General features: G+C 56.1%; 9 protein-coding genes. 5 read left to right on the top strand and 4 right to left on the bottom strand.

Translation table 11 applies throughout. From position 1 onward, the window contains the following. Nucleotide 1 precedes the first annotated feature (1 nt). Nucleotides 2-847, top strand: coding sequence for a BtpA/SgcQ family protein (locus KTJ90_RS16760; RefSeq protein WP_499025520.1), 846 nt, complete (start codon nucleotides 2-4; stop codon nucleotides 845-847). 315 nt (nucleotides 848-1,162) lie between these two features. Here the strand turns inward: KTJ90_RS16760 and KTJ90_RS16755 are convergent, their stop codons facing one another. Beyond that, entirely contained in the window at nucleotides 1,163-1,792 is a 630-nt protein-coding gene (locus KTJ90_RS16755; protein WP_499025518.1) for an NADPH-dependent F420 reductase, read from the bottom strand. A 102-nt stretch (nucleotides 1,793-1,894) separates the two neighbouring features. Between KTJ90_RS16755 and KTJ90_RS16750 the strand changes: the two genes are divergently transcribed. Further along, nucleotides 1,895-2,803: a LysR family transcriptional regulator gene (locus KTJ90_RS16750; protein ID WP_499026552.1), complete on the top strand. Its 909-nt coding sequence runs from the start codon at nucleotides 1,895-1,897 to the stop codon at nucleotides 2,801-2,803. Nucleotides 2,804-2,812: 9 nt separating this feature from the next. On the opposite strand, the gene KTJ90_RS16745 is transcribed toward KTJ90_RS16750, so the two are convergent. The 3 genes from KTJ90_RS16745 to KTJ90_RS16735 all read right to left on the bottom strand — a co-directional run bounded on the left by KTJ90_RS16745 (nucleotide 2,813) and on the right by KTJ90_RS16735 (nucleotide 7,313). After that, nucleotides 2,813-4,093, bottom strand: a complete 1,281-nt coding sequence (locus tag KTJ90_RS16745; RefSeq protein WP_003850970.1) for a DUF445 domain-containing protein — start codon at nucleotides 4,091-4,093, stop codon at nucleotides 2,813-2,815. A gap of 26 nt (nucleotides 4,094-4,119) precedes the next feature. Then, nucleotides 4,120-5,622 carry a helicase HerA-like C-terminal domain-containing protein gene (locus tag KTJ90_RS16740; RefSeq protein ID WP_003850968.1) on the bottom strand — a complete coding sequence of 501 codons (1,503 nt, stop codon included), beginning with the start codon at nucleotides 5,620-5,622 and terminating at the stop codon, nucleotides 4,120-4,122. Nucleotides 5,623-5,741: 119 nt separating this feature from the next. After that, nucleotides 5,742-7,313: an ABC transporter substrate-binding protein gene (locus KTJ90_RS16735; RefSeq protein WP_499025516.1), complete on the bottom strand. Its 1,572-nt coding sequence runs from the start codon at nucleotides 7,311-7,313 to the stop codon at nucleotides 5,742-5,744. Nucleotides 7,314-8,001: 688 nt separating this feature from the next. Between KTJ90_RS16735 and KTJ90_RS16730 the strand changes: the two genes are divergently transcribed. From KTJ90_RS16730 to KTJ90_RS16720, 3 genes are read left to right on the top strand one after another with little or no spacing between them, the layout of a single operon-like run. After that, nucleotides 8,002-8,730: a gluconate 2-dehydrogenase subunit 3 family protein gene (locus tag KTJ90_RS16730; protein WP_499025514.1), complete on the top strand. Its 729-nt coding sequence runs from the start codon at nucleotides 8,002-8,004 to the stop codon at nucleotides 8,728-8,730. A gap of 36 nt (nucleotides 8,731-8,766) precedes the next feature. Next, nucleotides 8,767-10,536: a GMC family oxidoreductase gene (locus KTJ90_RS16725; RefSeq protein ID WP_008925471.1), complete on the top strand. Its 1,770-nt coding sequence runs from the start codon at nucleotides 8,767-8,769 to the stop codon at nucleotides 10,534-10,536. Nucleotides 10,537-10,540: 4 nt separating this feature from the next. Next, on the top strand, nucleotides 10,541-11,803 hold the full coding sequence (locus tag KTJ90_RS16720) for a c-type cytochrome (protein ID WP_283543707.1): 1,263 nt from the start codon (nucleotides 10,541-10,543) through the stop codon (nucleotides 11,801-11,803). The last annotated feature ends 13 nt before the right edge of the window (nucleotides 11,804-11,816 follow it).

Raw genomic sequence — 11,816 nt, 5'->3', positions numbered from 1 at the left:
GATGGTTGCTATATCAGCAGAAAAAATTGATGCAATACAAGCGATATTTTCCCGTCCTAAAGCTGTTATTGGTGTTATTCACTGTGACCCTTTTCCGGGTTCGCCTAAATATCGCGGTAAACCCGTCAGCGCGATAATTGATCGAGCATTACGTGATGCGGAAAACTATATTCTGGGCGGCGTTCACGGCCTGATTGTGGAAAATCATGGCGATATTCCTTTTTCCAAACCTGAGGATATCGGCCCGGAAACGCCGGCGCTGATGGCGGTGATTACGGAAAAAGTACGCGAACGTTTCGGCGTGCCGCTGGGTATTAACGTGCTGGCGAACGCTGCATTACCTGCTTTTGCCACCGCGCTGGCGGGCGGGGCGGATTTTATCCGCGTCAATCAGTGGGCCAATGCTTATATCGCCAACGAAGGTTTTATTGAAGGGGCTGCCGCGAAAGCGCTGCGCTACCGCAGCCATCTGCGCGCCGAACATATTCGGGTGTTTGCCGACAGTCACGTTAAACACGGCAGCCATGCGATAGTGGCCGATCGCTCCATTCAGGAACTGACACGCGATGTTGATTTCTTTGAAGCAGATGCAGTTATCGCCACCGGACAGCGCACCGGTGACAGCGCCACACTGGAGGAAATCGACGAGATCCGCGCCGCCACCACCTTACCCCTGCTGGTGGGGTCGGGCGTCACACCCGCTAACGTCTGCCAGATTCTGGGCCGCACGCAGGCCGTAATTGTGGCCAGTGCACTTAAGGTGGATGGTGTCTGGTGGAACGATGTGGATCGCGAGAGGGTAAAACACTTTATGGCGATCGCACAGGCTGCGCTGGATCCGGCTTAACCACCGTTTATCACCTGGCGCAGACCACAAAAAACCCTGCTGATGAGGCGTAATGCTTGTCAGTTAAGCTTTTAAGAACGCCGCAGCGGGTAACGCTGCGGTTTCTTTTTTACCGCCCGCGGATAATGCTTCTTTAAGGATTTTCACTCAGCCACTGGATCGTTCAACCGATCATTTCTGTCTTAACTGATCGGCATTACGCGAAAGCGGCCTTTTTAGTTGGCTAACCGTGCCAGCTCAGGGAGCATACGTTTATTAGCCGTCTGCGAATGACGGTTTCAGCCGCTTTTCTCTATACCCACAGGCTGTTTATGCTTAGCGCCGGGTGGTCTCCAAAAGTGTCCTGATAAGTTGTTCTCTGCTGAGTGCGACACAATAGGCGGGTGTCGCACGCTCGAAACGCCAGCCTTCCGCTAACGCGCCCGCATCCACCGCATCAAACCCAAAGGCATCATAAAGCGCCGTGACGATAGCCTTTCCTTCGCTGTCATCTCCCGCCAGCGGTAGCGCCTGACGGTTCGCATCGCCCGGGGGCAGGCCCTGGGTTTCCAGATCGGTCATGCGGATGGCATTAAATGCCTTGGTGATCCGGCTGCCGGGAAACTGGCGGGCAAGCCGTTCACTGGTGCTGATGCCACCACTAAGTAGCTCTTCGATGTCGCCATCGCGGTCGGGATAGTAATTGACCGCATCAAGCACGATTTTTCCCCGTAACTCCGCTGCCGGAAGTTGCTCAGTTGCCGTGAGCGGCACAGCGATCACGACCACCTGACCGAAGTTTGCGGCCTCAATAGCGGTGCCGGTTTCGCAGCCAATCATCGGTTTCAGACTGAACAGCGTTCGTGGATCACGCGAGTTGCTGAGCATCACCTCATGTCCCGCTTTAATTGCCAGTTTTGCTATCGCCCGGCCAACAAAACCTGCGCCAATAATGCCTATTTTCATGGGTTGTTCCTCGATGAGTTTTCACGTCCTGACCTTAATTAAAAACAGGAGGTGAATAAACCGACAAACGGACGCAATATAAACAACCAACAGGAGGGAATGATGGATCGACTTACCAGCATGAACGTGTTTGTTACCGTCGCAGAATCAGGTTCGTTTGCCGCTGCTGCCGGGAAATTGCTCATCTCACCGCAAATGGTGGCGAAGCATATCGCCACGCTGGAGAAGCACCTTGGCACACTTCTTCTGCATCGAACCACCCGACGACAAAGCCTGACGGATGTGGGCCGCAACTATTATGAACGCTGCAAAATCGTGCTGGCTGAAGTGCAGGAAGCAGATGCAATTGCGCTGGATATGCAGCAGCGTCCGTCCGGTACGCTAAAGGTCAGCGCCCCGGTCACCTTTGGTTCTTTCAGCCTGGCGCCGTTTGTGACCCGCTATCTTGATCGGTTTCCTGATACGCAGGTTGATCTTGAACTCAGCGATCGGCTGGTTGATTCCTTTGAAGAGGGTTATGAGGTGGTGATCCGGATTGGTGCGCTGGCGGACAGTTCGATTATCGCCCATCCGTTAAAGCCCTATGAGCTGATAGCCTGCGCGTCACCCGCCTATCTGGCGCGGCACGGTTTTCCTGCCACGCCAGCAGATCTGGAGAACCACGCCTGTCTCGTTTATGGCATCTGGTCGCCTTCAAAACCCTGCCGCTGGGTGTTTACTCAGGCCGGGAAAGTCGAAGAAGTGCATCCGCAGGGAAGAATGCGATCGAATGACTGGAAGGCGCTCCTGCACGCAGCGCTGGAGGGCTACGGCATTACCCTGGGACCCGCCACCATTCTGTCTGAAGAGATCAGGCAGGGCAGGCTGGTCCAGGTGCTGCCCGATTATGCCGGGCCAGCACGCCCCATGCATGTCCTGATCCCGGCGGGCCGCCGTCAGACGGTGAAGATTCGTAGCTTTGTTAATGCCATTATCACCGGGTTTGGCCTCTATCCACCTGCATCCGGCTAAACCAGGCGGTTAGCGGCTCAGCAGCGGGATTAACTGGGGTAGCTGCGACAGCAGATAGAGAATCAACCCGATGGTGCCGCCCACCAGCGTGCCGTTGATGCGGATGAACTGCAGGTCTTTGCCGATATTGAGTTCGATCTGCTGCGACATGTCGCGTGCATCCCAGCTCTTGACGGTGTCGCTGATGTGACGCGTCAGGAAGCTGGCAAACTCCGGCGCCACGCTGCGCGCCGCCTGTTCCAGATGCTGATTCATCGAGTCACGCAGCGCCGGGTCGGCTGCCAGGGTTTCACCCAGCCACATCGCGGCACCGCGTACTTTCTCCTGCACCCGCGAATCATCACTGCTGAGATCGGCTTTGAGCCAGTTGCGCATGTCATTCCACAGCTCGCCGATATAGCGGTTGAATGAGGCATCCTCTTTCAGCCAGCCTTTGATCTCTTCGGCGCGCTGGGCCATTTCCGGATCGTTCTGCAACTTAACGATCAGCTTGTCTACCGCCCGGTTAAAGCCGAGACGCAGCTCATGGCCCTGATCCAGAGCCACATCATCCAGCAGCGAATCGACCGCGTTTGCCACCAGCTCGGCGCTGTGTTCACCCAGCCATTCGGTCGGCAACATTTTGGCTTTGATCGGATGCTCGCGTTTCAGCCAGCGTACCAGCTGCATGGCAATAAACTCGCGGGTCGCGGGTTTATGCAGCAACTTCAGCAGCTGTTCGATGGCCGCATCCAGCAGCGCCTGATGACGGTTATTTTTGGTCAGGCTCTCCAGCACCATGGCGCTGGTCTGGCTGAGGTCGACCTTGTCAATCGCACGATGCACGGCGCGGCGCATAAAGGTCTGGATCCGCGCGTCATCGGTCAGATCGAGGAAACCACGCATCACCTGCAGCAGATGGCGGCCGATGCGGTCCGCGTTGCCCGGCGCATTCAGCCACTGCGCCAGCAGGTTTGAAGGATCGTGACGGCGAATGAGATTCAGCAGTGAATCGGTATCAAGAAACTTCTCCTGCACAAAGCGCCCGAGGTTCTCGCCGATACGATCTTTGTTGCGCGGGATGATGGCGGTATGGCGTGAGATAAAGGGCACCGGCACGCGCCGGAACAGCGCCACCACCGCAAACCAGTCCGCCAGTGCGCCGACCATTGCGGCCTCCGTAATCGCTTTGACGCCGCTGACCCAAAAGCCAGGAGGCAGAAAAAGGGTGACGATAAAAGTGGCTGCGGCGAGCAGTAACAGCAACAGTGCCAGACGTTTCGTCCGTTTCAGTTCGTATTGTTTATCCATAACCTGATCTTAGCAGAGAGCCGGGTTCATCGGCGACGGCCACCCAGCAGGCTGCCGAGTACCCCACGAATGATCTGACTGGTGATCTGGCGGGTGGCGCTTTTCGCCATGGTTTGCACCACACCGTCGTGCTTACCGCCGCGCGGACCGGTTCGGCCAAACAGGATCTCTTTCAGACCACCGATAATGCCATCGTCTGCCGCAACCTCGTCGCCTTTGGCTGGTGGTGCACCGGCTTCATCGCTGGCGGCCTGGACGCCTTTTTGCAGCTTTTCAAATGCCGATTCGCGATCGATTTCAGTATCATATTTGCCATACAGCGGCGAATGGTTGATTAAGCCGTTGCGTTCATCGCCGGTAACCGGACCCATGCGCGAGCCGGGCGCAATCACCATGGCGCGTTCCACTACCGACGGGCTGCCTTTGGCATCCAGGAAGGATATCAGCGCTTCGCCGGTGCCCAGTGCCTGAATCGCCTCAACACTGTTAAATGACGGGTTGGCACGCAGGGTGTCGGCGGCGGTTTTTACTGCTTTCTGATCTTTGGGGGTGAAAGCACGCAGGGCATGCTGCACCCGGTTGCCGAGCTGCCCCAGCACCCGATCCGGAATATCTCCTGGGTTCTGGGTGACAAACCAGACGCCGACGCCTTTGGAGCGGATGAGCCGCATCACCTGTTCGATTTTCTCCAGCAGCACCGCGGGTGCATCGGTAAACAGCAGATGGGCCTCATCAAAGAAGAACACCAGCTTTGGCTTATCGAGATCGCCCGCTTCCGGCAGATGCTCATAAAGCTCCGACAGCAGCCACAGCAGGCTGGTGGCATAGAGTTTTGGCATTTGATAAAGCTTCTCGGCGGAAAGGATGTTGATCACCCCTTTGCCATTGCTGTCGACGCGCATCCAGTCGGCGATATCCAGCATCGGTTCACCAAAGAAGTGTTCCGCGCCCTGTTGCTCCAGCGTCAGTAATCCGCGCTGGATCGCGCCGACCGAGGCGCTGTTGATGTTGCCGTAATGCGTCTGGAAACTTTTGGCGTTGTCACCAATGTACTGAGTCATGGCGCGCAGATCTTTGAAATCCAGCAGCAGCAAACCCTGGTCATCGGCGATGCGGAAAATAATCTGCAGCACGCCGCTCTGTACTTCATTGAGGTTCAGCAGACGCGCCAGCAGCAGTGGCCCGAGATCGGAGACAGTGGCACGCACCGGATGACCTTTCTCGCCGAAGATATCCCATAGCACCACCGGACTGCTTTGCGGCTGCCAGTCGGTGACGCCGATTTTCGCCAGCCTCTCCTGCAGCTTTTCGCTGGACTGACCCGCCATTGCCACGCCGGTCAGGTCGCCTTTGACGTCGGCCATAAAGACCGGTACGCCACTGGCAGAGAACGATTCGGCCAGCTTCTGCAGCGTGACGGTTTTACCGGTGCCGGTCGCGCCGGTGATCAGGCCATGGCGGTTGGCCATTTGCGGTAACAGATGAAGTTCAACGTCTGGCGTACGGGCAATCAGTAGCGGGGAAGTCATGATTTTCCACTCTCAGGCTGAAGGTTATGCCTGAAGGATAGCAAGCCAGAGCGGCACAGGAGGAGAACTATTGACCAAAAAAGCCGTTGCTGCGTGAAGCAACGGCCTCAAACCAGGACTTACTTCTGCACCTCTTCAAAATTCAGCAGGCTGACACCGATGCCCTGCTGCAGGTGATTAAGGTTGCTGCGTACCGCCACCTGGACGGCACCCTGTAGCAGCACAACAAAGGGTGAATCCTGCTGAATGCGGGTTTGCAATCCGGTATAGAGGTTGCGGCGTTTCATGGCGTCGCTCTCTCCGGCGGCGGCGCGGGTCTGGGCGCTGAGTTCCGGAATGGACCAGCCGACGCGCCATGCCAGGGTTTTACCGCCGCCTGGCACGTTAGAGGCAAAGGTGCTGGCATTACTGTTAGGGTCGATGTAGTCCGCGCCCCAGTAGGTGAAGATTGCCTGAAAGTTGCGACTGCGCATTTTGCTCCACAGCTCTGATTCCGCCACCGGCTGGATATCGAGATTCACATCCGCTTTGGCAAAACTCGCCTGCAGCGCCTGCGCCACATCAATATAAGGCGGCTGGTTCACTACTGTCAGCGCGATATGCGTGCCGGGTTTAATGCCGCCTTTTTGCAGTATCGCCTGCGCCTTTTTCAGATCGTAATGGAACGGCGTGCTGTTCAGCGCACCGTCAAAGCCGTCCGGCAGGAAGCTCTGATGGATGCGGTACTGACCTTTCAGCAACTGGTTTGCCAGGCTGTCATAGTCAACCAGCCAGCGAGCCGCCTGCCACAGCGCCGGGTTCCCCAGCGCCGGTTGCTGCGGACTTTGGGTGTTAAAGCCAAGGTAATAGATCAGGCTGGACGGAAAAGCATCGACCCGCACATTGGCAGTATTTCTCAGTGCGGCAATTTGATCCGGGCCGAGCTGACAGGCGACATCCACATCACCCTGCTGGAGCAGCAGACGCCGGGATCCGGGATCGGCCACACCTTTCAGTAATACGCGCTTCAGATGCGGCTTCTGCGTGCTGTGGGGGTTGGCCTCCAGCACCAGCGCCTGCAGCGGCACAAACTGTTTTATGGCATAAGCCGCACTGCCAGCGGAGTGGTTCTTCAGCCAGGCATTGCCGTAATCGTTGCTGCTGGCGTGTTCCTGCGCCAGTTTACTGTCGACGATGGAGGCGACCGGCGCGGTAAGCAGGCGCAGCGCCAGATCGCTGCCGATCTCCGCGGGCCAGCGCAGCTCAAACTTGTGGTCATTGATCACCGTGAATTGCTGATCGATATTTTCCGGCGTCCAGCCAAACTCGCCCAGGATAAAAGAGGGCGCTTTATTGAGTCTGACGGCGCGGGTTAAGGAGAAAACAACATCCTGCGCGGTGAGCGGATGACCGCTGGCGAAATGAGCCTGCGGGTTGAGGTCAAACACCAGGCTGTGGGGCGTTTTCCCGGCCTGCCAGCGTGTGGCAGCCAGTGGCGAGAGCTTCTGCGGGTTCTGGTGATCCGGCTCCAGCAGCGTCTGGTAGATATTGCGCAGGCTGCTGGTACTGACGGTTTCAAAACTTTCCGCCGGATCGAAACTGATGATGCCATCGAGTGGCACAGCGACCACCAGAGTGTCAGCAGGCGTGGCGGCATGTGCCGGGTGAACCAGTGCCAGAGCAGTAACCAGTGACAAGAGTGTTTTGCGCATTGAGCATTATCCTGAGCCGTTGATTGCTCTACTCTATCGGGCGCCTGATAATCTCAAAATGCCGGTTTGTTATGAGCTTTGCACAAATATTTGCGCAGCGATTCGGGCAAAGAGACAAAATAAGATAGTGTCTGTCAGTAATTATTTCGTCGTTACTTTAAAATGCACAAAATTAATACGTTTTTACTCATACGATCACAAATTGCGCACTGTCTGATTGTGCGGCTGATAAAGCCACTATAGTGTTAGCGATAAGAAACGCTTTCTTGTATGGAAGTATGATTTTTTTTTATCGGTTAGCAGACGTGATGATGACAGAGCGAAAATAACACCCTCCATTCTGCGTCGTAACAGCCAAATGCCCGATGTTTATGCGGTTTTATCCCCGATTTCAGCGATGTAAATCTTTTACCTCTCGATAACCCTTCTGCAACACCATGATAAACTTTCACTTAGACATCTTTTTAATTCAATTTTTACATTCAGAAATATTTATATCCCTAATATTGCCAGGTTATTAACCGATAAGTTCCGTTAGTCACCGAACCATAATTTTACCCGCCCTTGTCTGTTTTGCCGTCGTCAGTGCTGTATGCATTTATCTCTGTGGAGAGTTTCCTGACTCTATTCAGCCTTTCAGCGACATAACAAATTAAACGGGTATTTAGCAGATGAGAGTCGTGCGGATATGCTTTTAGAAAAACCCACCACCAGGCGTAAATTTTTGCTCGGTTCACTGCTGGCGTTGCCATTAAGTGAGCTGGTCCTGAAAGGCATGACTGCGGCACAGGCTGCAGAGATGGCTGCACCCGAGTTAACCGATTACAAACCGATCTTTTTCAGCGCCGATGAGTGGCAATTCATTCTGGCTGCTACCGACCGCCTGATTCCGGCGGGCGGCAAAGGCAAAGCGCCGGGCGCGCTGGAAACCAACGTGCCAATCTTTATCGATCAGCAGCTGCACAGCGAGGCGTTTGGCAGCGAAATCTACCTGCAGGGGCCTTTTAATACCCAGGCGCCGGCCACCATGGGTTATCAGATTCCGTTCCGCCCACAGCAGATGTATCAGACCGGTATCCGGCTGATTAATCAGTGGTCGCAGAACACACATCAGAAAGCGTTTCATGCACTGACGCTGGAAGAGAAAGATGCGGTGCTGACCCAGGTCAACAAAAACGAGATCGATTTTGTTGACCTGGGCGAAGCCGATCTTAAACCTTCCCATTTCTTCAGCCAGCTGCTTTCAGATACCAAGCATGGCTACCTGGCCGACCCGATGTACGGCGGTAATAAAGGCATGAAAGCCTGGATCGCCATCGGATTCCCGGGCGCCCGTGCCAGCTTCACCGAATGGGTGAAACAGCACAACGTGCCTTATCCGCTGGGCCCGGTCAGCATCAAAGGTGAACGCGCATAACGCGCTTCCACATCAGGTATTTGAAACAGGATTATCATGGCACAGGTTACTAAAAAAGAAGTCGACGTCGTGGTCTGCGGCCTCGGCTGGGCAGGCTCGCTGATGAGCATCGAGCTGGCGCTGGCCGGTCTGGACGTGCGCGCGCTGGAGCGTGGCGGCGATCGTGATTACGACGAGTTCGCCTATCCAAAACCGGCGGATGAATACGCCTATGCGGTGCGCAACAAAGTGTTTGCGACGCCCGCCGAAGTGGCGGTCACCGTGCGCTACAACAGCAGCCAGACCGCATTGCCCACCCGTAAATGGGGCGCGTTTGCACCGGGCACGGGCGTAGGTGGTTCTGGTCTGCACTGGACAGCGGTACTGATCCGTCCGACGCCAACCGATATCAAACTGAAGACCTATGTCGACGAGGCGTATAAGCCGGGCATTCTGCAGGATGATATGCGGGTAATGGACTTCCCGTTCAGCTGGGAAGAGATCGAACCTTATTACTACAAATTCGAACTGATTTGCGGCCAGTCGGGCAACACCGGCAACCTGCGCGGCAAAATCATGGAAGGCGGCGATCCGTTTGAAGGCCCGCGCTCTGAGCCTTATCCGCTGCCTGCACTGGATGACACGTTAAACAACGTAATGTTCAAAGAGGTGGCGACCAAACTCGGTTACCATCCGTTCCCGAACCCGTCAGCCTGTGTGTCGCGTGCATGGAAAAACCCGTACGGCAACCAGATCGCCCCGTGCAACTACTGCGGCTACTGCAGTAAATATCCTTGCCTGAACTACTCCAAGGCGTCGCCGCAGACCGCAGTCATGGATTCGCTGAAGCGCATGCCGAACTTCTCGTATGAAGTGAATGCAGAAGTGATCAAGGTGGTGCTGAACGATGATAAGAAAACCGCGAAAGGCGTGATCTACATCGATGCGCAGGGCAACGAGTGCTTCCAGCCCGCGAAAATCGTGGTGCTGAGCAGCTTCCAGCTCTACAACGTGCGTCTGATGCTGCTCTCCGGCATCGGCAAGCCTTACAACCCGATTACCGAAGAGGGCGTGGTAGGGCGTAACTACGCGTTCCTGTCGAACGGCGGCGCGACGCTGTTCTTCAAAGATAAAAACTTCAATCCGTACGCCACGGCGGGCGCGACCGGCCAGATGTTTAACGATATCTCGCCAGGCAACTTCGACGGTCCTTCGCTCGGCTTCCTGGGCGGTGCGAAGATCCACAGCTCACAGGCGACCGGTACGCCAATCAGCACCGCGCTGCCAAAAGGCACGCCATCCTGGGGCATGGGTTACAAGGAAGGCCTGGAAGAGTGGTACGGTCATTCGATGAAGATCAGCATCACCACCACCTGCCAGTCTTACCGCGATATCTATCTGGATCTCGATCCCAACTACAACGATCACCGTGGGCTGCCACTGCTGCGCATGACGTTTAACTGGAAAGAGAACGAGCTGAAGTTGCAGCAGCATCTGAAAGGCATCGTCGGCAACATCGCCAAAGAGCTGAACCCGGACAGCATGAGTATGAGCTTCCTGCCGATGGGCGCGGATTTCGATCTCACTAAATATGTCTCTACCCACAACGTGGGCGGCGCAGTGATGGGCGATAACCCGAAAACCTCGGCGCTGAACAAGTATCTGCAGAGCTGGGATGTGCATAACGTCTTTGTGCCGGGCGGTAATGCCTTCCCGCAGAACTTCCAGGCGAACCCGACCGATACCATCGGTGCAATTACCCTGATGGCGGCGCAGGCGATCAAAGATCACTACCTGAAAAATCCCGGCCCACTGGTACAGGCATAAGCGCATGAATAAGCTGAAACTGAAGTCTTTTATTTTTGCCAACGCGGTGCTGCTGGCCAGCGGATTTGCGCTGCCTGCTCACGCCGAAGATGAAGCGCAACTGATTAAGCAGGGCGAATATCTCTCCCGGCTGGGCGACTGCATGGCGTGCCACTCACTGCCCGGCAAGCCTGCTTATTCAGGCGGACTGGCGATTGAGTCGAACCTCGGCACCATCTTCTCCACCAACATCACCCCGGATAAGCAGCACGGTATCGGCAACTACAGCGAGCAGCAGTTCTCTGATGCGGTGCGCAAGGGAGTGTTACCGGATGGATCGCATCTCTATCCGGCGATGCCATACCCGGATTACGCCAAAATCAGTGATGCCGATATCCACGCGCTTTACGTCTACTTCATGAAAGGCGTGCAGCCGAGCGCAGAACAGCCGCCGGAAACCGATCTGAGCTTCCCGTTCAGCCAGCGCTGGGGCATGCGCTTCTGGAACTGGGCGTTCGCGTCAGATAAGCCGTTCCAGCCGATTGGTGGCGCATCAGCCGAGGTTAATCGCGGTGCCTATATCGTGGAGAGTCTGGGCCACTGCGGCAGTTGCCATACGCCGCGCGGTCTGGGCATGAACGAGAAAGCGCTGGACAGCGGTGATGATAAATTCCTGGCAGGCGGCAGCCTGAACAACTGGGATGTGCCGTCACTGCGCGGTGTGCCGCACTGGAGCGAGCAGGAGATCGTGGATTACCTGCAGACTGGCCGCAACGATAAAGCGGCAGTGGGCGGTGAGATGACCTCGGTGGTTGAGCACAGCAGCTCACACATGACTGATGCCGATCTGAAAGCCATCGCGGCCTACCTGAAGTTCCTGGGCGGCAATCCGCCATTGCAGGCGTTCAGCGTGCAGGCGCAGCAGGCAACGGAAGCGAAGCTCACGGCGGCGAAGAACCTCAGCGAAGGGGAGCGTCTCTATCTGGATAACTGCGGTGCCTGTCACTTCGTGACCGGCAAAGGCGCACCCGCGATCTTCCCGGAGCTGGATGGGGCAACCATCGTGAATGCGAAGGATCCAACCGGTCTGATCCATACCATTCTGGCCGGTGCGCAGCAGCCTTCTACAGCGAAAGCACCGTCTAAGCTGGCGATGCCGGGCTTTGCCCAGCGTCTGAGCGATGATGAAGTCGCGCAGCTGGCGACTTTTATTCGCCAGGGCTGGAGCAACACCGCGCCAGCGGTGAGTAAAGATCAGGTTGCTGAGGTGCGTAAAACGCTGAAGTAATCAGGCAGTCCCC

It is taken from the genome of Pantoea jilinensis (genome assembly GCF_019104105.1).
Lineage (GTDB): Bacteria > Pseudomonadota > Gammaproteobacteria > Enterobacterales > Enterobacteriaceae > Pantoea > Pantoea eucalypti.
Note: the sequence above shows the minus strand (reverse complement) of the source record. Positions and strands in the feature narration are given on the sequence as shown.

Excerpts from the sequence above, each read along its gene's own strand:
- KTJ90_RS16760 (WP_499025520.1), top strand. The coding sequence starts at position 2 with ATGGTTGCTATATCAGCAGAAAAAATTGATGCAATACAAGCGATATTT.
- KTJ90_RS16755 (WP_499025518.1), bottom strand. The coding sequence starts at position 1,792 with ATGAAAATAGGCATTATTGGCGCAGGTTTTGTTGGCCGGGCGATAGCA.
- KTJ90_RS16750 (WP_499026552.1), top strand. The coding sequence starts at position 1,895 with ATGGATCGACTTACCAGCATGAACGTGTTTGTTACCGTCGCAGAATCA.
- KTJ90_RS16745 (WP_003850970.1), bottom strand. The coding sequence starts at position 4,093 with ATGGATAAACAATACGAACTGAAACGGACGAAACGTCTGGCACTGTTG.
- KTJ90_RS16740 (WP_003850968.1), bottom strand. The coding sequence starts at position 5,622 with ATGACTTCCCCGCTACTGATTGCCCGTACGCCAGACGTTGAACTTCAT.
- KTJ90_RS16735 (WP_499025516.1), bottom strand. The coding sequence starts at position 7,313 with ATGCGCAAAACACTCTTGTCACTGGTTACTGCTCTGGCACTGGTTCAC.
- KTJ90_RS16730 (WP_499025514.1), top strand. The coding sequence starts at position 8,002 with ATGCTTTTAGAAAAACCCACCACCAGGCGTAAATTTTTGCTCGGTTCA.
- KTJ90_RS16725 (WP_008925471.1), top strand. The coding sequence starts at position 8,767 with ATGGCACAGGTTACTAAAAAAGAAGTCGACGTCGTGGTCTGCGGCCTC.
- KTJ90_RS16720 (WP_283543707.1), top strand. The coding sequence starts at position 10,541 with ATGAATAAGCTGAAACTGAAGTCTTTTATTTTTGCCAACGCGGTGCTG.